The organism is Mesorhizobium sp. M2A.F.Ca.ET.043.05.1.1, assembly GCF_003952445.1.
Classification (GTDB): Bacteria; Pseudomonadota; Alphaproteobacteria; order Rhizobiales; family Rhizobiaceae; genus Mesorhizobium.
On sequence record NZ_CP034446.1, the window covers coordinates 3,106,880 to 3,127,632 of the forward strand.

The 20,753-nt window shown below is 64.7% G+C and carries 13 protein-coding genes and 1 pseudogene; 4 read left to right on the forward strand and 10 right to left on the reverse strand.

Translation table 11 applies throughout. The features are described from left to right. Nucleotide 1 precedes the first annotated feature (1 nt). The 10 genes and pseudogenes from EJ069_RS15460 to EJ069_RS15505 all read right to left on the reverse strand — a co-directional run bounded on the left by EJ069_RS15460 (nucleotide 2) and on the right by EJ069_RS15505 (nucleotide 16,366). Nucleotides 2–1,657 (reverse strand): alpha-glucosidase family protein, encoded by a 1,656-nt coding sequence (locus tag EJ069_RS15460; protein WP_126062028.1) that lies wholly within the window; start codon nucleotides 1,655–1,657, stop codon nucleotides 2–4. Then, entirely contained in the window at nucleotides 1,657–3,657 is a 2,001-nt protein-coding gene (glgX, locus tag EJ069_RS15465) for a glycogen debranching protein GlgX (protein WP_126062029.1), read from the reverse strand. Before glgX ends, EJ069_RS15460 begins: the two co-directional genes overlap by 1 nt. Nucleotides 3,658–3,856: 199 nt before the next feature. Next, the gene (locus EJ069_RS15470) at nucleotides 3,857–5,485 is read right to left on the reverse strand and encodes an alpha-D-glucose phosphate-specific phosphoglucomutase (protein ID WP_126062030.1); all 1,629 of its coding nucleotides are present in this window, start codon (nucleotides 5,483–5,485) and stop codon (nucleotides 3,857–3,859) included. A 3-nt stretch (nucleotides 5,486–5,488) separates the two neighbouring features. After that, the gene (gene glgA, locus EJ069_RS15475) at nucleotides 5,489–6,934 is read right to left on the reverse strand and encodes a glycogen synthase GlgA (RefSeq protein ID WP_126062031.1); all 1,446 of its coding nucleotides are present in this window, start codon (nucleotides 6,932–6,934) and stop codon (nucleotides 5,489–5,491) included. A gap of 103 nt (nucleotides 6,935–7,037) precedes the next feature. Next, a complete protein-coding gene (glgC, locus tag EJ069_RS15480; protein ID WP_126062032.1) occupies nucleotides 7,038–8,306 on the reverse strand; it encodes a glucose-1-phosphate adenylyltransferase in 1,269 nt (422 codons plus the stop codon). A gap of 63 nt (nucleotides 8,307–8,369) precedes the next feature. Further along, nucleotides 8,370–10,583 carry a 1,4-alpha-glucan branching protein GlgB gene (gene glgB, locus EJ069_RS15485; protein WP_126064743.1) on the reverse strand — a complete coding sequence of 738 codons (2,214 nt, stop codon included), beginning with the start codon at nucleotides 10,581–10,583 and terminating at the stop codon, nucleotides 8,370–8,372. A 197-nt stretch (nucleotides 10,584–10,780) separates the two neighbouring features. Next, complete coding sequence (locus EJ069_RS15490) at nucleotides 10,781–13,243, reverse strand: glycogen/starch/alpha-glucan phosphorylase (protein ID WP_126062033.1); 2,463 nt, start codon at nucleotides 13,241–13,243, stop codon at nucleotides 10,781–10,783. 138 nt (nucleotides 13,244–13,381) lie between these two features. Then, a complete protein-coding gene (locus EJ069_RS15495) occupies nucleotides 13,382–14,164 on the reverse strand; it encodes an ATP-binding cassette domain-containing protein (protein ID WP_126062034.1) in 783 nt (260 codons plus the stop codon). A 2-nt stretch (nucleotides 14,165–14,166) separates the two neighbouring features. Further along, a complete protein-coding gene (locus EJ069_RS15500) occupies nucleotides 14,167–15,231 on the reverse strand; it encodes an ABC transporter permease (protein ID WP_041005280.1) in 1,065 nt (354 codons plus the stop codon). A 158-nt stretch (nucleotides 15,232–15,389) separates the two neighbouring features. Beyond that, nucleotides 15,390–16,366: pseudogene (locus EJ069_RS15505) on the reverse strand (sugar ABC transporter substrate-binding protein). Nucleotides 16,367–16,632: 266 nt separating this feature from the next. Here EJ069_RS15505 and EJ069_RS15510 point away from each other — a divergent pair. The 4 genes from EJ069_RS15510 to EJ069_RS15525 all read left to right on the forward strand — a co-directional run bounded on the left by EJ069_RS15510 (nucleotide 16,633) and on the right by EJ069_RS15525 (nucleotide 20,607). Then, a complete protein-coding gene (locus EJ069_RS15510) occupies nucleotides 16,633–17,856 on the forward strand; it encodes an ROK family transcriptional regulator (protein WP_126062035.1) in 1,224 nt (407 codons plus the stop codon). 2 nt (nucleotides 17,857–17,858) lie between these two features. Continuing rightward, nucleotides 17,859–18,305, forward strand: a complete 447-nt coding sequence (locus tag EJ069_RS15515) for an RbsD/FucU domain-containing protein (RefSeq protein WP_126062036.1) — start codon at nucleotides 17,859–17,861, stop codon at nucleotides 18,303–18,305. Beyond that, nucleotides 18,302–19,225, forward strand: coding sequence for a carbohydrate kinase (locus tag EJ069_RS15520; protein WP_126062037.1), 924 nt, complete (start codon nucleotides 18,302–18,304; stop codon nucleotides 19,223–19,225). The genes EJ069_RS15515 and EJ069_RS15520 overlap by 4 nt, the downstream gene beginning before the upstream one ends. A gap of 239 nt (nucleotides 19,226–19,464) precedes the next feature. Then, nucleotides 19,465–20,607: a DegT/DnrJ/EryC1/StrS aminotransferase family protein gene (locus EJ069_RS15525; protein ID WP_126062038.1), complete on the forward strand. Its 1,143-nt coding sequence runs from the start codon at nucleotides 19,465–19,467 to the stop codon at nucleotides 20,605–20,607. The last annotated feature ends 146 nt before the right edge of the window (nucleotides 20,608–20,753 follow it).

The window sequence follows — 20,753 nt, forward strand, 5'->3', positions numbered from 1 at the left end:
ATCAGTCAATCCTTCCGACAAAACTGCCAAAGGGCGGCAACGCCAGCGCGCTCTCCTCGACAACGCCGCCAAGAACGCCGGCGACATCAACGGCAAGAGCCGTTATCTCGACATCCCCGATCTCGGCCGGCAGCGCCCAGTTCGCCGGCTCCGCGGCGAAGTTGAAGACGCACAGCAATCTCTCATCCTCCTGCTGGCGTATGAAGGCCAGCACGTCGCCCTCGGTCTCGAGAAAACGGATGGAGCCGGCGATCAACCCCGGATGGCGCCGGCGCAGGGCAAGGATCGAACGGTAGGCCGCGAGCACGGAACCGCCCTCGCCATCCTGAATGTCGACCGCGCGGGCGCGATGCGCCAGCGGCACCGGAAGCCAGGGCTTGGCCGTCGAGAAACCGGCATTTTCCGCCTCTGCCTGCCACACCATTGGCGTGCGGCAACCGTCCCTGCCCTTCACGCCCGGCCAGAAGCGGATGCCGACGGGATCGCGCAGATCCTCATAGGCGAGCTCGGCTTCCTCCAGCCCCAGTTCCTCGCCCTGGTAGAGGCAGATCGATCCGCGCAGGCATGACAGCAGCGCGATCGAGAATTTCGCCACCGCGTCCGGGCTCTCGCCGGGCCGCGTCCAGCGGCTGACATGGCGCACGACGTCATGGTTGGAGAAAGCCCAGCAGACCCAGCCGTCGGGGGCGGTCGTCTCGAACGCCTCCACGCAGCCGCGCACATGAGCGGCGGAAAATTGCGGGCTTAGCAGGTCGAACGTGTAGCACATCTGCAATTTATCGCCGCCGGAGACATAGGCAGCGAGCGTCTGCAGCGAACGCTCCTCGTCGCCCACCTCGCCGACTGCGGCGCGATCCGGATATTCGTCGAGCAGCGCGCGGAAGCGTTTCAGGAAGTCGAGATTCTCGGGACGCGTCTTGTCGAAGAGATGCTCCTGGAAGGCATAGGTGCTGGTCGCGCCGTTGGTGCCGGCGACGCTCGCGGCCAAAGGCGGGTTGTCGCGCAGCCAGCGGTCGTGAACATAGTAGTTGACGGTATCCAGCCGGAAACCGTCCACGCCGCGCTCCAGCCAGAAGCGCACGGTGTCGAGCAGCGCATCCTGGACCTCCGGATTGTGAAAGTTGAAATCCGGCTGCGCGGCGAGGAAATTGTGCATGTAGTACTGCCGGCGGGTGGCATCCCACTCCCAGGCGGGGCCGCCGAACAGCGATTGCCAATTATTAGGCGCGCGGCCGTCCGGCTTCGCATCGGCCCAGACGTACCAGTCGGCCTTGGCGTTGTCGCGGCTGGCGCGGCTTTCGACGAACCATTCGTGCTTGTCGGAAGAGTGCGAGATCACCTGGTCGATGATGAGCCTCAGGCCGAGCCGGTGCGCCTCGGCGACGAGCGCGTCGAAATCCTCCAGCGAGCCGAACATCGGATCGACGTCGCGGTAGTCCGAAACGTCGTAGCCCATATCGGCCATCGGCGACTTGAAGAAGGGCGACAGCCAGACGGCGTCGGCGCCGAGCGAAGCGATATGGGCGAGCCTGGCCGTGATGCCATTGAGGTCACCGCTGCCGTTGCCGGTCGTGTCCTGGAAGGAGCGCGGATAGACCTGGTAGATGACGCAGCCGCGCCACCATTGTGCACCCTGTCCAGCATTGCCATCGATCATTACGATCCCTTCCTGGCGCGTGCCTTCGCCGCCTGTCGCTCAATCACGAAACTCACACAGCGGCCAGGCAGCGGCCGTGCCAGATCGACCGGTTGCGTCTCGACCGCTGAGAGCCACTCGAAGCCTTCCCGCACCGGCAAGGTGAAGACACATTGGCGGCGGTCGCCATTGACGAGGATCGCGAGGCGCGCGCCCTGGCTATCGCCGAGCAGCATGACGAGGCGGTGTCGGCCGGCATCGTTCCAATCGCCCTCGCCGAGCGGCATGCCGGTCTCGGTGAGCCAGGCCACGTCGGGGATTTCCGATCCGCCGGCGGGCACGCCGGTCAGGAAGCGTGTATCCGCCAGCACCGGGAAGGCGCAGCGCAGCGTGGCCAGCGATGATGCGTATCGCTCCAGTGCCTGATCGCGGCCGGCCCAGTCGAGCCAGGTGATGGCGTTGTCCTGCGCATAGGCGTTGTTGTTTCCCTTTTGCGTGCGGCCGAACTCATCGCCGGCCGTCAGCATGATGGTGCCGCGCGAGGCAAAGAGCGTGGCGAGCAACGCGCGCCGATCGTTGGAGCGGGCCAGGCTGATCGCCTCGTCGTCCGTCTCGCCTTCGGCGCCGTTGTTCCAGGACAGATTGTCGTTATGGCCGTCGCGGTTCTGTTCGCCATTGGCCTCGTTGTGCTTGCGCTCATAGGCGACGATGTCGGCGAGCGACATGCCGTCATGCGCGGCGATGAAGTTGACCGTTCGGGTCATCGGCCGGCCGTCCCTGCCGAAGACGTCGGAGGAGCCGGCAAGCCGTGTCGCCAGGGCGCCGATCGCGCCGGCGTCGCCGCGCCAGAAGCGCCTGACGTCGTCGCGGTAACGGTCGTTCCATTCCAGATAGGGCGGGCGGAAATTGCCGAGCTGATAGCCGTTCGGGCCGATATCCCAAGGCTCGGCGATCAGCACACGGTCGGCGAGCACGGGATCGCTGGGTATACCCTGCAGCAGCGGCGCCTCCGGATCGAAGGCGCCATCGACGCGACCGAGCACCGGCGCCAGGTCGAAGCGAAAGCCGTCGACGCCGGCGAAGCGGACGAAGTGGCGTAGCGTGTCGAGCACCATCTCGCGCACCACCGGATGGTCGCAGGCAACCGTGTTGCCGGTGCCAGTGTCGTTGACCAGCTGGCCATCCGACTGATGCCCGTAGTAAGCCAGCGCATCGAGCCCGCGCAGCGACAGCGTCGGCCCGAGCCGGTCGCTTTCGCCGGTATGGTTGAAGACAAGGTCCAGGATGGTGCCAATGCCGGCCTTGCGCAGCGCTGCGACAGTGTCGCGCAACTCCTTGAGACCGCCAGGCGCGAGACGCGGGTCGAGCGTCATGAAGGTGACGGGGTTGTAGCCCCAGGCGTTGCTGAGGCCCAGCGGCGGCAGGTGCCGCTCGTCGATCGACGCGGTAATCGGCATCAATTCGACGGCCGAGACGCCGAGACGCTTCAGGTGCTCGACGACCGCCGGATGGGCGAGCGCCGTGATGGTGCCGCGCTGCGCTTCCGGAATGTCGGGATGCAGTTTTGTGAAGGAGCGGACGTTGAGCTCGTAAATCAAGCCGCCGGGTTGGAACAGAGGCGGCTTAGGCGCCACGGCCTCAGGCGGCGCCACCACGATCGCCTTGGGCATCAGGGGTGCGGTGTCGGCCCCCTCGTTGCGCTTGGCGGCAAGCCGCCAATGGTATTGGTAAGGACGATCGATCTCGACGGCGTAGGGATCGGTGAGGAGCTTGTCGGGATCGAACCACAGGCCGCGCTCCGGCGCGTAGTCGCCGTCGGCGCGAAAGCCGTAGCGCGTCCCGTCACCAAGGCCGGGGACAAGGAGCGCGTGCACGCCCTCGCCTTCCGGCTTCAGCTCCAGCCGATCGAGTTCGCGCGCGCCGCTGTCGTCGAAAAGCGAGACCCAAAGGCGCCGCGCCGATGAGGACCAGACGGCGAAGCGAATGCCTTCGGCGGTGATGGTGGCGCCGAGTTGGGTCATGCGGGCGCCTCCCCTTCTCCCCTTGTGGGAGAAGGTGGATCGGCGCGCAGCGCCGAGACGGATGAGGGGTGTTGGACGGAGTGAGGCGCCGGCGATGTGAACGCCGGTTTGCGCCAAGCTGGAGCACCCCTCATCCGTCCGAGCTTCGCTCGGCCACCTTCTCCCACAAGGGGAGAAGGGGGAGCCTTCTCTTGCACCCTCAAGTAATCACGCTCGGCTTGTTGCGGCCGGTGTAGCTCTTGATGCCGGCGATGTCGTCGGCGGCGGCGATCAAGTCGGCGAGCGCTTCCTGCGTGTCGAGATCGTGCCTGGCCTTGTCCGGTTCGTAGCGCTCGATATAGACGCGCAGCGTCGCTCCCGAGGTGCCGGTGCCGGAGAGGCGCAGCACGACGCGCGAGCCGCCCTCGAATAGTATCCTGATGCCCTGGTTCTTGCTCACCGAGCCGTCGACCGGATCGTGATAGGCAAAGTCGTCGGCCTTGGCGATCTTCAGGCCGCGCACGCTCGTTCCGGGCAGCGAACCGAGCTTGGCGCGCAGCTCATCCACCAGGGCGTTGGCACGGTCGCTCTCGACCTCTTCATAGTCGTGGCGCGAATAGTAGTTGCGGCCGTAGGTCGCCCAGTGCTCGGTGACGATCTGCTTGCAGCTCTCGCCGCGCGCGGCGAGGATGTTGAGCCACAAAAGCACGGCCCACAGCCCGTCCTTCTCGCGTACATGATTGGAGCCGGTGCCGGCGCTTTCCTCGCCGCAGATCGTCGCCATGCCGGCGTCGAGCAGGTTGCCGAAGAACTTCCAGCCGGTCGGCGTCTCGTAGATGCCGATGCCGAGCTTTTCGGCGACGCGGTCGGCGGCGCCGCTGGTCGGCATGGAGCGGGCGATGCCCTTCAGGCCGTCCTTGTAGCCCGGGGCCAGTTTGGCGTTGGCGGCGAGCATCGCGACCGAATCCGAGGGCGTGACGAAGATGCCTTTGCCGATGATCAGATTACGGTCGCCGTCGCCGTCTGAGGCCGCGCCGAAATCCGGCGCGTCGGCCCCCATCATCTCGTCATAGAGATGTTTTGCATGCACCAGGTTCGGATCCGGATGATGGCCGCCGAAATCGGGCAGCGGCTTGAAGTTGCGGCAGGTGCCGTCCGGCGCGCCGAGCCGGCGTTCGAGGATTTCCTTGGCATAGGGACCGGTCACCGCGTGCATGGCATCGAAACGCATGCGGAAGCCCGATTTGAAGAGCTTCCGCAGCGCCTCGAAGTCGAACAGGCTTTCCATCAGCTCGGCATAGTCCTTGACCGGATCGAATATCTCGACCGTCATGTCGCCGGCCTTGACGGTGCCGATCGTGTCGATGTCGATCTCGCCGATATCGGCGATCTTGAAGCTCTTGATCTCCTTCGACCTGGCGAAGATCGCGTCGGTGATCTTTTCCGGCGCCGGGCCGCCATTGCCGGCATTGTACTTGATGCCGAAATCCTCATGCGGACCGCCGGGATTGTGGCTTGCCGACAGGATGATGCCGCCGAAGGTCTTGTATTTGCGGATGATGTTGGAGGCGGCGGGCGTCGAGAGAATGCCGCCCTGGCCGACCATCACCTTGCCGAAGCCGTTGCCGGCGGCAATGGCGATCGCCTTCTGGATGACCTCGCGGTTGTAGAAGCGGCCGTCGCCGCCGATCACCAGCGTCTTGCCCTGAAAACCGTCCAGCGCGTCGAAGATCGACTGGATGAAGTTCTCGGCGTAGTGCTCCTGCTGGAACACCGGCACCTTTTTGCGCAGGCCGGACGTGCCGGGCTTCTGGTCGGTATAGGGTTTGGTGGGGACGGTTTTTATCATGCCTCAGGCAGCCCTTTTCGAAAGCAGCAAGCGATAGAGTTCGACGTATTTTTCGGCGCTCTTGTCCCAGGAGACATCGGCCTTCATGCCCTGGCGCTGGATCGAGGCCCAGGTCACCGGCCGCGCATGCTGCTCGACCAGCCGCTGGACGGCATGGAGCATGGCGCCGCCATTGTTGGGCGCGAACTGGAAACCGGTGGCGACGCCTGCCGACAAGGCGGCCTCGTTGGCGTCGATGATGGTGTCGGCCAAACCGCCCGTCCTGGCGACGACCGGCACGCAGCCATAGCGCAGGCCGTAGAGCTGTGTGAGCCCGCAAGGCTCGAAGCGGGACGGGATGATGATGGCGTCGCAGCCGCCCTGCATGACATGCGACAGCCCCTCGTCGTAACCGACGACGACGCCGACGCGGCCGCGATGCCGCGCGGCGGCGGCTAGCAGCGTGCCTTCGAGGCCGGCATCGCCCGAGCCTAGAATGGCGAGGCGCGCGCCGGCGGCGACGATGCCGTCGACGACCGCGGCCAGGATGTCCATGCCCTTCTGCCAGGTCAGCCGGCTGACGACGCAGACGATCGGGCTGCCATCCGCCTCCAGACCGAAGCGCTCCTCGACGGCCTTGCGGTTCTTGGCGCGGGCGGCGAGCGTTTCGGCCGAATAATTGGCGACGAGATGCTTGTCCGTCTCGGGATCCCAGATGTCGACATCGATGCCGTTGACGATGCCGTAGAGGTCGGTGGCGCGCATGTTGATCAGGCCGTCGAGGCCCATGCCGAATTCGGGCGAGCGTATTTCCTGCGCATAGGTCGGACTCACCGTGGTGATCGCCCAGGCCGCCTGGAGACCGGCCTTCAGAAAGCCGACGCCGCCATAATATTCGACGCCGTCGAGTTGCATCGCCACGCCCGGCAGGCCGAGCTCACCGAAGATGCCGGCGCCGAACTGGCCCTGGAAGGCAAGGTTGTGCACGGTGATCAGCGATGGCACGCCGACCGCCTTGCCGTAGCGCATATAGGCAAGCGTCATCGCCGACTGCCAGTCATGCGCATGCACGATGTCGGGCTGGTAGCCGGAGATCGCGCCCCCGGCAATGTCGCCGCCGACCTGGCTGAGCGCTGCGAAGCGGCGCCAGTTGTCCGGCCAGTCGGCGCCGGAAGCTGTGCCGTAGGGGCCGCCCTGGCGATCGAAGAGATGCGGCGCGTCGAGCACGAAGAGGTCGAGGTCACCGATCTTGACGGCATGGATCGAAGCCTTGCCGCCCTGCAGCAACGGATACTGGTAGACAGGTTTCTTCTTTGCGAAGGCAGCCATCACGACGGGATAGCCGGGGACCAGCGTGCGCATTGCGACGCCCTTGCCAGCCAGCGCGATCGGCAGGGCGCCGGTCACGTCGGCAAGACCGCCGGTCTTGATCAGCGGGAAGATTTCGGGCGTGACCGACAGAACCTGCATGCGCTCCACATTCCGATCTCAACGTGACAGGTCAAAGTGACAATCTGTTGATCAAGCCGTCAACCCGATAGGGTTGATCGGCAAGTTGACGGCTTGATCGACCCTACGGGGTCGACAGCTTGTTGATCATGTCCTGCGTGATCAGGCAGATGCCCTTTTCAGATACGCGAAAACGCTTGGCGTCGAGCGCCGCATCCTCGCCGACCACCAGCCCCTCGGGGATTTGCACCCCATGGTCGATGACGACGCGCCTGAGGCGCGCGTTGCGGCCGACAGTCACGTCGGGCAGCATCACAACCTCCTCCAGCTTCGAATAGGAGTTGATGCGCGCGCCGGTGAAGACCAGGCTGCGACGCAGCGAAGCGCCGGAGACGATGCAGTCGCCGGACACCAGCGAGGAGATCGCCTCGCCGCGGCGGCCGTCCTCGTCATGCACGAACTTTGCCGGCGGCTTCAATTCCGCATAGGTCCAGATCGGCCAGTCGCGGTCGTAGAGGTCGAGCTCGGGCGTAACGTCGGTGAGGTCGATATTAGCTTCCCAATAGGCATCGACCGTTCCGACGTCGCGCCAGTAGGGCTCGGACTCATGCGAGGAACGCACGCAGGATTTGGCGAAGCGGTGGGCGATCGCCTTACCGTGCTGGACGATATAGGGGATGATGTCCTTGCCGAAGTCGCGGCTGGAGCCGGGCTCGGCGGCGTCGCGGCGCAGCTGCTCCATCAGGAACTTGGTCTTGAAGACATAGATGCCCATTGATGCCAGCGCGAATTCCGGCTTGTCCGGGATGCCCGGCGGATCGGCCGGCTTTTCGACGAAGGCGATGATGTTGTCCTTGGCATCGACATGCATGACGCCGAAGCCGGTCGCCTCCAGGCGCGGCACCTCCAGGCAGCCGACGGTGACGTCGGCGCCGGCATCGACATGCTGGCGCAGCATCAGCTCGTAGTCCATCTTGTAGATGTGGTCGCCGGCGAGGATGACCATGTATTCCGGCCCATAGGCCTCGATGATGTCGATGTTCTGGTAGACGGCGTCGGCCGTGCCTTCATACCATTGCGTTTCCGAAACGCGCTGCGACGCCGGCAGGATGTCGAAGCTTTCGTTTCGCTCTGGCCGCAGGAAGTTCCAGCCGCGCTGCAGGTGGCGGATCAGCGAATGCGCCTTGTACTGGGTAGCGACGCCGAGGCGGCGGATGCCGGAATTGAGCGCATTGGACAGCGCGAAATCGATGATGCGCGTCTTGCCGCCGAAATAGACGGCGGGTTTGGCGCGCCGGTCGGTCAGTTCCTTGAGACGGCTGCCGCGGCCGCCGGCCAAGACATAGGCCATGGCGTCGCGCGCCAGCGGCTGGGTTCTTTTGAGTTCTGCCATTTTGTTACCCTCCCAAATAAGTTGCCCGGACCGCTGCAAGAGCAGGATGAGATATCATCTGCCTCAGTCCGCGACGAATTCCAGCATGATCGTCGCCAGCGGCGGCAGAAGCATCGTCGCCGATACGCCGCCCCCTTCCCCGCTGGCCTCGATCACGCCGCCATTGCCCATGCCGGAGCCGCCATAGTCGGCGGCATCCGTATTGATGATTTCGCGCCACTTTCCCGCCCTCGGCAGCGGCACGCGATAGTTCTCGCGCGGCACCGGCGTGAAATTGGAAATGACGGCGACCGGGTTGCCGTCCGGCGCGCTGCGCAGCCAGGCGAAGACCGAATTGTCGCGGTCGTCGACGATCAGCCAGGAAAAGCCCTCCGGCTCGCAGTCACGCGCATGCAAAGCCGGGCGCGAACGGTAGAGGTAGTTCAGGTCGCGCACGGTCTGCCAGACGCCGCGATGCGGCGCGAATTCGAGCAGGTTCCAGTCGAGCGCGCGCGCCTCGCTCCACTCGCGGCGCTGGGCGAATTCCTGGCCCATGAACAGGAGCTTCTTGCCGGGATAGCCCCACATGAAGGCGTAATAGGCGCGCAGCGTGGCGAACTTCTGCCAGTCGTCGCCGGCCATCTTGTGGAGCAGCGTGCCTTTGCCGTGCACGACCTCGTCATGCGAGAGCGGCAGCACGAAGTTTTCGGAGAAAGCGTAGATCAGGCCGAAGGTGATGTCGTTGTGGTGGTGCTTGCGGAAGATCGGCTCCTTGGAAAGGTATTCCAGCGTGTCATGCATGAAGCCCATATTCCACTTGAAGCCGAAGCCGAGCCCGCCCTCATGCACGGGACGCGACACTTTCGGCCATGAGGTCGATTCCTCGGCGATCGTCATCACGCCGGGGTGGTGGCCGTAGAGCTCCTTGTTCATCTTCTGCAGGAAGCTGACGGCCTGCAGGTTCTCGCGCCCGCCCTTCTCGTTGGGGATCCATTCGCCCGCCTTGCGCGAATAATCGAGGTAGAGCATCGAGGCGACCGCATCGACGCGCAATCCGTCGACATGGTATTTCTCGGCCCAGAACAGCGCGTTGTTGACGAGGAACGACACCACCTCGCGGCGGCCGAAATTGTAGATCGCGGTGTTCCAATCGGGATGAAAACCCTGGCGCGGATCGGCATGCTCGTAAAGCGCGGTGCCGTCGAATTGCACCAGCCCATGCTCATCGACCGGGAAATGCGCCGGCACCCAGTCAAGAATGACGCCGATGCCGGCGCGATGCGCGCCGTCGACGAAACGGGCGAAGCCGTCGGGATCGCCGAAGCGAGCCGTCGGCGCGTAAAGGCCGGTGGTCTGGTAGCCCCAGGACGGGTCGTAAGGGTGCTCCGAGATCGGCAGGAACTCGATATGGGTGAAGCCGGTGTCGACCACGTAAGGGATCAGCCGCGCGGCGAGCTCGTCCCAGGAGAGGAACGTTCCGTCGTCGCGACGCTGCCAGGAGCCGGCATGGACCTCATAGATCGAGATCGCCTCGCGCCGGGGATCGGCCTTGCGCCAGTAGCCGCGATGCGCCTCGTCGCCCCATTGATGCGCCATCGGCGGCGCCGTCACCGAGGCGGTCGCCGGGCGTAGTTCCGATTCGAAGGCGAACGGGTCGGCCTTGAGCGGCAGGCGCACGCCGTCGGGCGCGATGATCTCGAACTTGTAGGGCTGGCCGGCGGCGAGATCGGGGATGAACAATTCCCAGATGCCGGTGTCCTTGCGGTCGCGCATGGTGTGGCGGCGGCCATCCCAGTCGTTGAAGGTCCCGACCACGGAGACCCGCCTGGCATTGGGCGCCCAGACAGCGAAATGCACGCCGGTGGCGCCCTCATGATCGATGATATGGGCGCCGAGCTTGTCAAACAGCCGTAAGTGCGAGCCCTCGGCCATGTAATAGTCGTCCATCGGTCCCAGAACTGGGCCGAAGGAATAGGGATCGGTCAGCCACCAGTCGCCGCCGGCATTCCTGGCGTGATAGCGCAGCGGCTGGCGCTTGCGGATCGAGACCTTGCCCTCGAAGAAGCCGGCATCGTCGCGGCGCGAGAGCTCGCCGGCCTCCTTGCCGGTCAGCGTATAGGCGGTGACGAATTCGGCGTTGGGCACGAAGCAGCGGGCGACGAAGCCCTTGCCGGCCTCCTGCACGCCCAGAACCGCGAAAGGATCGCCATGCGTTCCGGCGACAATCGCCGCGACATCGCCGGCAGGCGCCAGTCCGTCCGGCCCGCTTGTCGCAGCGGTCGCGCGCGGCTTCCTCATCAAGCGGTCGCCCTCCCCGGGCATCTTGTTCTGGCGCATGCCTTGGTGCGGCACGCGCCGTTCTTTGTCTTGGCGCATGTCGCGATCCCAAAACCGCTACGCACTTTTGGGCGGCATGCACTAACTTAGTCTTGGTGCATGCCGTGATTTGGGCGGCATGCACCGGGGCCACATTCCTGGTGGCTCATGCAATCATATCAGACGGGCACGTTCCAGATGTCTTTCGCATATTGGCGGATCGTGCGGTCGGACGAGAACCAGCCGACGCGGGCGACGTTGCGGATGGCGCGCGCGTGCCAGTCGGGGCTGTTGCGCCAGACGGCGTCGACCTCGCGCTGGCAGGCGGCGTAGGAATCGAAGTCGGCCGCCACCATGAACCAGTCGCTCTGGTAGAGGCCGTTCATCAGGTCGCGATAACGGCCGGGATCGTCGGGCGAGAAGACGCCGGAGGAAATGGCGGACACCGCCTGCGACAGCTCGGGCGAGGCCTCGATCACTTCACGCGGATTGTAGCCATTGTTGCGCCGCTCGGCGACTTCGGCGGTGGTGAGGCCGAAGATGAAGATGTTGTCGTCGCCGACATGTTCCTTGATCTCGACATTGGCGCCGTCGAGCGTGCCGATGGTCAGCGCGCCGTTCAGCGCGAACTTCATGTTGCCGGTTCCCGACGCCTCCATGCCGGCGGTCGAGATTTGCTCGGAGAGGTCGGCGGCCGGCATCATCACCTCGGCCAGGCTGACATTGTAGTTCGGCACGAACACGACTTTCAGCAGGCCGCGCACCGACGGATCGCCGTTGATGACCTTCGCGACGTCGTTGGCCAGTTTGATGATCAGCTTGGCGTTGTGGTAGCTCGGCGCCGCCTTGCCGCCGAAGAACTTCACGCGCGGCATCCAGTCCCGCTCGGGATGCGAGCGGATCTGGTCGTAGAGCGCGATCGCCTCCAGGATGTTGAGCAATTGGCGCTTGTATTCGTGGATGCGCTTGACCTGGATGTCGAACAGCGCCGACGGGTCGAGCCTGATGCCAAGCCGGTCGGCGACGAGGTTGGCGAGCCGCGCCTTGTTCTGGCGCTTCACGGCGGCGAATTTCTCGCGGAACGCGGCATCGTCGGCCAAGGGATCGAGGCCCTTGATCTTCTCGATGTCGTCCATGAAGCGGTCGCCGATCGCCTCGCGCGCAAGCGCGGTCAGGCCGGGATTGCACTGGATCAGCCAGCGTCTCGGCGTGATGCCGTTGGTCTTGTTGTTGATGCGATCGGGATAGAGCTTGTGGAGATCGGCGAACACCGTCTCCTTCATCAGTTCGGTGTGCAGCGCCGAGACGCCGTTGATCGAATGCGAGCCGACAAAGGCCAGGTTGCCCATGCGCACGCGGCGGTCGCCATTTTCCTGGATCAGCGAGATGCGTGCGATCTGGTCGCCCGAGAATTTTCCGGTGGCCCGGGCCTCCAGCAGCACCTGGGCATTGATGGCGTAGACGATCTGCATGTGGCGCGGCAAAAGCCGCTCGAACAGCGGCACCGGCCAGCTTTCCAGCGCCTCGGGCAGCAGCGTGTGGTTGGTGTAGCCGAAGGTGCGCTTGGTGATGTCCCAGGCAAGGTCGAAATCCATGCCATGGACGTCCATCAGCAGCCGCATCAGCTCCGGCACCGCGACCGCGGGATGGGTGTCGTTGAGGTGGATGGCCGCCTTGTCGGGCAAGGACTTCAGGTCGCCATACTGGCTGAGATGGCGCTGGACGATGTCCTGCAGCGAGGCGGTCGAGAAGAAATATTCCTGCCTGAGCCTCAACTCCTGGCCGGCCATGTGGGAATCGGCCGGATAAAGCACACGCGACAGCGCGTCGGCCTTGTTGCTTTCGGCCAGCGCGCCGATGTGATCGCCGGCGTTGAACTTGTCGAGCAGGATCGGGTCGATCGGCATGCCGGACCAGAGCCGCAGCGTGTTGACGCGCCTGGCCCGCCAGCCGGCCACCGGCGTGTCATAGGCGACCGCCAGCACATGCTCGGTCGGCTTCCAGACGTGACGCTCCAGCCGGCCGTCCTTTGTGGTGATCGATTCCACCGAGCCGCCGAAGCCGACTTCGAAGGAGCGTTCTCGCCGCTCGAACTCCCAGGGATTGCCGTGGTCGAGCCAGGTCTCCGGCAATTCGACCTGCCAGCCGCCCTGGATTTCCTGGCGAAACATGCCGTTGGCGTAGCGGATGCCGTAGCCATGGGCGGGGATGTCGACAGTCGCCATGCTTTCCATGAAGCAGGCGGCGAGACGGCCGAGGCCGCCATTGCCAAGTGCTGCGTCCGGCTCGAGGCCGGCGATCAGGTCGAGGTCGACGCCGAGCGAGGACAGCGCCTCGCGCATGTTCTCCATCAAACCGAGATTGGAGAAGGCATCGCGCATCAGGCGGCCGATCAGGAATTCGAGCGACAGGTAATAGACCCGCTTTTCCTGCTGGTCGTAGGCTTCCTTGGTCGCCTGGATCCAGTGGTCGACGATGCGGTCGCGCACCACCTTGATCGAGGCGGTCAGCCAGTCATAGGGCGTGGCGACGGTGGTGTCCTTGCCGACCCGGTATTTGAGCGACATCAGGACTTCTTCGGCAAGCGTCTTGGGATCGGGATGGTCGAGGACAGGGGCTTCGATCGTCATGGCGGATGTCATATCGCCTCTCGTTCAGTTGGCCTGATCATAGCGGCTTTCGCCGTTTCTCCCAGCCCATCCTATCGCATTGCAGCATGCGTTCAATCGATTAAGTGATCGAGCCGACAGCCTGCCTGCTGCAATTCCCTGTCCTGGAGATCAAGCCGCCAGCGCATCCTCCGGCGGCTTCTTGGCGCCGGTCATGAGCGCGACGGCGTCCGACATCGAAATCTGCTTGGGATCGACGACGCAGAGCCGACGGCCGAGCCGGTGGATGTGGATGCGATCGGCCACCTCGAAGACATGCGGCATGTTGTGCGAGATGAGCACGATCGGCAGGCCACGCTTCTTGACGTCGAGGATCAGCTCCAGCACGCGCCGGCTCTCCTTGACGCCGAGCGCCGCGGTCGGTTCGTCCATGATCACCACTTTCGAGCCGAAGGCGGCGGCGCGCGCCACCGCCACGCCCTGGCGCTGGCCGCCGGAAAGCGTCTCCACCGCCTGGCTGATGTTCTGGATGGTCATCAGGCCGAGCTCGGTGAGCTTGTCGCGGGCGCGCTTTTCCATCGCCGGGCGGTCGAGCATGCGGAACCAGCTGCCGAGCGGGCCTGGCTTGCGGATCTCGCGGCCAAGGAACATGTTGTCGGCAATCGAAAGCGCCGGCGACAGAGCGAGGTTCTGATAGACGGTCTCGATGCCGGCCTCGCGCGCCTCGATGGGCGAGCGGAACAGAACTTGCTTGCCGTCGAGCTCGATCGTCCCCTCGTCGGGGATCACCGCACCGGAGATCGCCTTGATCAGCGTCGACTTGCCGGCGCCGTTGTCGCCGATCACCGCCAGGATCTCGCCCGGATAGAGATCGAAGTCGCAGTTGTTGAGCGCCGTCACGCGGCCGTAGCGCTTGGTGAGACCGCGCGCGGTAAGAACAGGCTGCTGGGTCATGATTACACCGAAACCTTTCTGATCCACTGGTCGACCGCAACGGCGCCGATGATCAGCACGCCGGTGAGCAGGACTTTCCATTGCGGATCGGCGCCCAGCATGTTGAGACCCATCGAGACGACGCCGACGATCATGGCGCCGAACAGCGTGCCGAGGATCGAGCCGCGGCCGCCAAAGAGCGAGATGCCGCCGATCACCGTGGCGGTGATGGCTTGAAGATTGTAGTCGGTGACGGCGGCGGACGGCGAGATCGAGCCGTTGCGGCCGATCGAGACCCAGGCGGCGAAGGCGGCGATCAGGCCGGCAAGCGTGTAGACGGCCATCAGCACCTTCTTGGTCTGGATACCGGAAAGCTTGGCCGCCTCGGGGTCGTCGCCGACGGCATAGACATGGCGCCCCCAGGCGGTGTGGTTCAGCACATACCAGAGCAGCATCACCAGCAGCACCATGGCGATGACGCCGGCCGTCAGCACGGCCGAACCGACCCTGAAGCTCAGGGCGAAGAAGTGCAGCAGCGGTGCCTGGGCGTCGACGTCGGCGTCGCGGATCGTCTCATTGGCCGAATAGATGAAATTCGTCGCCATGACGATGTTCCAGGTGCCGAGCGTGACGATGAATGGCGGCAGCTTCATGTAGGCGACGAGCAAGCCGTTGAGCAGGCCGCAGGCCGCGCCGGCGGCAAGGCCGAGCAGCACGGCCAGGATGGTCGGCATGCCGTAGGTGATGGCGCAGTTACCCATGATCACGGCCGAGATCACCATGATCACGCCGATCGAAAGGTCGATGCCGGCGGTCAGGATGACCAGCGTCTGGGCGGCGCCCAGGATGCCGACGATGGCGATCTGCTGCAGGATCAGCGTCAACGTGTAGGACGAAAAGAAGCGGCCGCCGATGGCGACGCCGAAGATGATGATCGACAGCACCAGCACGATCAGCGGCACCGCCGCCGGCGTGGAATGCAGGAAATGCTGGGCGCGCTTCACAAACGATTTGCCGTGCTCCTCGAAGGCGGCGACGTTGGTATCGCTGCCCGAGAGAACCTTCTCGAATTCCTGGATTTGGGACATATCTCCTCCCGTCTCACGGAACTTCGTCATGGCTCCGTGCCGCGTTTACGCATTCCGGTCTGTCGCCGGGCTTATCAGCGCTTACGAAAATGCATCGTCCACCCGATGCGGCCGGGGATCAAGTCCCCAGCCGCGAGGTTTGTGCGCTCAGGCAGGCATCAGCCCCAGCACTTGGCGAGCCCTTCCTTGGTGTCGATGGACTTCACGCCGTTGGCCGGCTTGTCGGTCACGAGGTTGACGCCGGTGTCGAAGAAGTTCTTGCCTTCGGTCGGCTTCGGCTTGGTGCCGTCCTTGGCGTAATTGGCGATGGCCTCGATGCCGAGCGCGGCCATCTGCAGCGGATATTGCTGCGAGGTGGCGCCGATCACGCCTTCGGTGACCGACTTCACGCCTGGGCAACCGCCGTCGACCGAGACGATCAGCACCTGCTTTTCGAGACCGACGGCCTTGAGCGCCTGATAGGCGCCGACGGCGGCGGGCTCGTTGATGGTGTGGATGACGTTGATGGTGTTGTCCTTCTGGAGAAGGTTCTCCATCGCCTTGCGGCCGCCTTCCTCATTGCCGTTGGTCACGTCATGGCCGACGATGCGCGGATCGTCCTCGTCGCCGATCTTGTTGGGATCCTTCACGTCGATGCCATAGCCCATCATGAAGCCCTGGTCGCGCAGCACGTCGACGGTCGGCTGCGAGGGGTGAGGTCGAGGAAGCCGATCTTGGCGTCCTTGGCCTTGTCGCCAAGCGTGGCGGCGGCCCAGGCGCCGATCAGCTTGCCGGCTTCGAGGTTGTCGGTGGCGAAGGTGGCGTCGGCGGCATCGATCGGATCGAGCGGCGTGTCGAGCGCGATGACCAGCAGGCCGGCGTCACGCGCCTTCTTCACCGTCGGCACGATGCCCTTGGTGTCGGACGCGGTGATCAGGATGCCCTTGGCGCCGTCGGCGATACAGCTTTCGATCGCCGCCACCTGGCTTTCGCTGTCGCCGTCGATCTTGCCGGCATAGGTCTTGAGGTCGACGCCAAGCTCCTTGGCCTTGGCGGTCGCGCCCTCCTTCATCTTGACGAAGAAGGGGTTGGTGTCGGTCTTGGTGATCAGGCAGGCGCCGACGCCGGCGGCCGATGCCGACGAAGCGAACGCCATCAGGCCCAAGCCTGCGGCCGCAAACACGGTAGACTTCAGCAGTGATTTCTTGGTCACGATTTTCCTCCCAATGGAACTGTTGCGGACACCGGCCACCCGGCGTCCCAAGCGCATCCACCTTTTCTCCCAGCGTGGACACATCTCAAAAAACACCAGGACAGAACGGCTGTCAATAATTAAATCACTCTTATTTATTATTGACACTCTTGCGTCGTTCACTCATTCTGAACGAAAAGCATCGCGGGGAAACAAACGGGAGGAACAGGGTGGAGACCGGCATTGCGAGGCACGGTTCGCCCGAGGCTTTGGAGAGTCGGCTGCATCGCGGCACCAACCAAAGCGGCATGCGCGACCACAATGAACGGTTGGTGCTGTCCCTGGTGCGCCAGCACGGCAGCCTGGCCAAATCCGATATCGCGCGCATGACCGGGCTGTCGGCGCAGACGGTGTCGGTGATCATGCGCGAGCTCGAGGAAGACAAGCTGCTGGTGCGCCAGGCGCCGCTGCGCGGCAAGATCGGCCAACCTTCGATCCCGATGGCGCTCAACCCGGAAGGCGCCTTCTTCATCGGCCTCAAGATCGGCCGGCGCAGCGCCGAGCTGGTGCTGATCGACTTCCTCGGCAATGTGCGCGCCATGCTGCAGCATTCCTACCGCTATCCCGCGCCGCGCGAGACCGTCGAATTCGTCACTGCCGGCATCAAGACGATGCGCGCCGAGTTGACGCCGGCGCAGGACAAGCGCATCGCCGGCCTCGGCATCGCCATGCCGTTCGAGCTATGGAACTGGGCCGACACGGCCGGCGCGCCGCGCGACGTCATGGACGAATGGCGCCATCGCGACATACGCGCCGACATCCAGGCGCAGTGCGAGTTCCCCGTCTACCTGCAGAACGACGCGACTTCGGCCTGCGGCGCCGAGCTTGTCTTCGGCCAGGCGGGCGCGGCGCGCGACTTCGTCTATTTCTACATCGGCGCCTTTGCCGGCGGCGGCATCGTTCTCAACGGCCGCCTTTACAGCGGGCCGAAGGGAAACGCCGGCGCGCTCGGATCGATGCCGGTGCCGGGGCCGGACGGCAAGCCGACGCAGCTCATCGACGTCGCCTCGATTGCAATGCTGGAGAAGGCGCTTTCCGCCAAGGGGATCGACGGCTCCTATCTTTGGACCTCGCCGCAGGAATGGGGCGACATCGGCCCCGAGCTCGACGAATGGATCGCCAGCGCCTCGCGCGCGCTTGCCTATGCCATCGTCGCGGCCTCGTCGGTCATCGATTTCGAAGCGGCGGTGATCGACGGCTGGATGCCGCTCGATGTGCGGCGCCGTCTTGTCGAGGCGATCCGGCAAGCCATCTCCGGCATCGATGCCGAGGGACTGAAGCTGCCCTTCGTGCGAGAGGGCACCGTCGGCATCCACGCGCGGGCGCTGGGCGGCGCCAGCCTGCCGCTTTCCGAGCGTTTCCTGGTCAGACCGAACACGACCGGAGGCGCCTGACCATGCTGATCGGCATCCCCTCGCTGCTCGGGCCGCAGTTCCTGGCGACGCTCAGGGCGATGGGCCATGGCGACGAGATCGCGATCGTCGACGGCAATTATCCGGCCGAGGAACAGGCGCGGCGGCTGATCCGCGCCGACGGCCACCAGGTCATCCCGGTCCTCGACGCCGTGCTCAGCGTGCTGCCGGTGGACGAAGCGGTGCCGGAAGCGCTGTTCCGCGCCTCGGTGCAGGGCGACCCGACGCTGGCCGATCCCGTGCATCGCGAGATGGAAGCGGTCTGCGCCAGACGCGCGCCGGGCCACAAGGTGGTTGCGCTGGCCGGACCCGACTTCTATGCACGCGTCAAGGCCGCGCATGCGATCGTGGCGACCAGCGAACCCAGGCTCTTTGCCAACATCATCATCCGCAAGGGCGTGATTGATCCGCCGGAGACCAAGACGACATGATCCTTTGCTGTGGCGAAGCCCTGATCGACATGCTGCCGCGCATCACCACGGAAGGCGAAGCCGCCTTCGCCCCCTATGTTGGCGGCGCGGTGTTCAACTCCGCGATCGCGCTTGGACGGCTGGGCGCCCCGGCCGGCTTCTTCTCCGGCCTCTCCTCTGACCTGTTCGGCGGCCAGTTCCGCGACGCGCTCGGCGCCAGCAAGGTGAGCTCCACCTATGCGCACACGTCCCCTCGTCCGACGACGCTCGCCTTCGTGCGGCTCACCAACGGCCAGGCGACCTACACCTTCTATGACGAGAACACCGCCGGGCGCATGCTGACCATCGAGGACCTGCCGAAGCTCGGCACCGAGATCGAGGCGATGTTGTTCGGCGCCATCAGCCTGATCTCGGAGCCTGCCGGATCGGCCTATGAGGAGTTCATGCGACGCGAGCACGAAAGCCGCGTGATGATGCTCGACCCCAACATCCGGCCGAATTTCATCCCGGACAAGGCCAAGCACCTGCGGCGCATCCGCGAGATGATGGCGATGGCCGACATCGTCAAACTCTCTGACGAGGACCTCAAATGGTTCGACGAGGCCGGCTCGCATGAGGATGTGGTGCGTAACTGGCTGGATCGCGGGCCGAAGCTGATCGTCGTCACGCATGGCAGCGAAGGCGCGGTCGGCTACAGCAAGGCGCATAAGGTGACGGTCATGCCGCAGAAGGTGAAGGTGGTCGACACGGTCGGCGCCGGCGATACGTTCAATGCCGGCATCCTGGCCTCGCTGCATGAGCAGGGCCTGCTCACCAAGGCGGCGATCGGCAGCCTGTCCGAAGACGCCATCCGCAAGGCGCTGGAACTCGGCGCCAGAGCGGCGGCGGTAACGGTGTCGCGGGCCGGCGCCAACCCGCCATGGCGGCACGAAATCGCCTGATCCGCCGCCGGATCGCCCTTCCCGGCCGATCACTTTATGTTTCCCGGCAACGGGGCGCCGCGACAAGAGAGGCCGCAAGCGCCTCGCAAAGCACGGATTTCCGGCTTTTTCGGGCATTGCGCCGGCAAAAGCGGTAACAGGCTGCGACACATAGGCAATTCGCCCTCGCCGTGGTCGGCTTTCTCAACCGCGCCAAGTCTGATACCAGCGGGCCGATTTTATTGGCATTCGAGGCCGACATGCAGTTCATCGATCTTGGCGCGCAGCGCGAACGTATCCGCGACCGGCTGAAGGCCGCGATCGACCACGTCGTCGAGGACGGCCGCTACATCCTGGGACCCCAGGTCACCGAATTCGAGAGCAAGCTCGCCGCCTATATCGGCGTCAAGCATGTCGTCGCCTGCGCCAACGGCACCGATGCGCTGCTCCTGCCGCTGTTTGCCGCCGGCATCGGCCCGGGCGACGCGGTGTTCGTGCCGAGCTTCACCTTCGCCGCGACCGCCGAAGTGGTGGCGCTGGCCAAGGCCGAGCCGGTCTTCGTCGACGTCGATCGTGATACATACAACATCGACATCGCCAGCCTCGAGGCGGCGATCGAGATGATCAAGAAGGAAGGCCGCCTCAAGCCGAAGGCGATCATCCCGGTCGACCTGTTCGGGCTCGCCGCCGACTATGAGGCGATCATGGCGATCGCCAAACGCGAGAACCTCCTGGTGATCGAGGACGCCGCGCAGTCGATGGGCGGTTCCGCCGACGCCAAGATGTGCGGCGCCTTCGGCCATGTCGGCTCGACCAGCTTTTATCCGGCCAAGCCGCTTGGCTGCTACGGCGATGGCGGCGCGATGTTCACCAATGACGGTGCGATGGCCGACAAGCTTCGTTCCTTCGCCTTTCACGGCAAGGGCGAGACGCAATATGACAATGTCCGCGTCGGCATCAATTCGCGCCTCGACACACTGCAGGCAGCGATTCTGATCGAGAAGCTCGCCATCCTCGAAGAGGAAATGGTGGCCCGCCAGGTGGTTGCCGACCGCTATGCCAAGGGCCTCGGCGACATCGTCAAGGCGTCGCGCAATCTCGGCCACGGCCGCTCGGCCTGGGCGCAGTACGCCATCGAGACGCCGAAGCGCGACGGGCTCAAGGCTCATCTCGGCGAAAAAGGCATCCCCTCGGTGATCTATTATGTGAAGCCCTTGCATGAGCAGGTGGCCTACAAGGACTATCCGCGCACGCCGACGGGTCTTGCCGTCTCCGAAACGCTGCCGAAGCAGATCCTCTGCCTGCCGATGCACGCCTATCTCAGCGAAGTCGACCAGGACCGCATCATCGAGACGATCCGCAATTATATCGGGTCGAACTCGGCGCATGTGGCGGCGGCTTAAACAGCGCCTTCGTCATCCTCGGGCTTGACCCGAGGATCCATGCCGTAACGTTGAACGTGACCGCGGCGGAGCAGAATTCTGTAACCGTTGCAACGCCTTAGCGTAACGGCATGGATCCTAGGGTCTGCGTGCGTCGCTTCGCTCCT

Bases quoted from the DNA above. Each gene is read 5' to 3' on its own strand.
- glgB (WP_126064743.1), bottom strand. From the start codon at position 10,583: ATGAGGAAGCCGCGCGCGACCGCTGCGACAAGCGGGCCGGACGGACTG.
- EJ069_RS15500 (WP_041005280.1), bottom strand. From the start codon at position 15,231: ATGTCCCAAATCCAGGAATTCGAGAAGGTTCTCTCGGGCAGCGATACC.
- EJ069_RS15490 (WP_126062033.1), bottom strand. From the start codon at position 13,243: ATGACATCCGCCATGACGATCGAAGCCCCTGTCCTCGACCATCCCGAT.
- EJ069_RS15495 (WP_126062034.1), bottom strand. From the start codon at position 14,164: ATGACCCAGCAGCCTGTTCTTACCGCGCGCGGTCTCACCAAGCGCTAC.
- EJ069_RS15515 (WP_126062036.1), top strand. From the start codon at position 17,859: ATGCTGATCGGCATCCCCTCGCTGCTCGGGCCGCAGTTCCTGGCGACG.
- EJ069_RS15470 (WP_126062030.1), bottom strand. From the start codon at position 5,485: ATGATAAAAACCGTCCCCACCAAACCCTATACCGACCAGAAGCCCGGC.
- EJ069_RS15525 (WP_126062038.1), top strand. From the start codon at position 19,465: ATGCAGTTCATCGATCTTGGCGCGCAGCGCGAACGTATCCGCGACCGG.
- glgX (WP_126062029.1), bottom strand. From the start codon at position 3,657: ATGACCCAACTCGGCGCCACCATCACCGCCGAAGGCATTCGCTTCGCC.
- glgC (WP_126062032.1), bottom strand. From the start codon at position 8,306: ATGGCAGAACTCAAAAGAACCCAGCCGCTGGCGCGCGACGCCATGGCC.
- EJ069_RS15460 (WP_126062028.1), bottom strand. From the start codon at position 1,657: ATGATCGATGGCAATGCTGGACAGGGTGCACAATGGTGGCGCGGCTGC.
- glgA (WP_126062031.1), bottom strand. From the start codon at position 6,934: ATGCAGGTTCTGTCGGTCACGCCCGAAATCTTCCCGCTGATCAAGACC.
- EJ069_RS15520 (WP_126062037.1), top strand. From the start codon at position 18,302: ATGATCCTTTGCTGTGGCGAAGCCCTGATCGACATGCTGCCGCGCATC.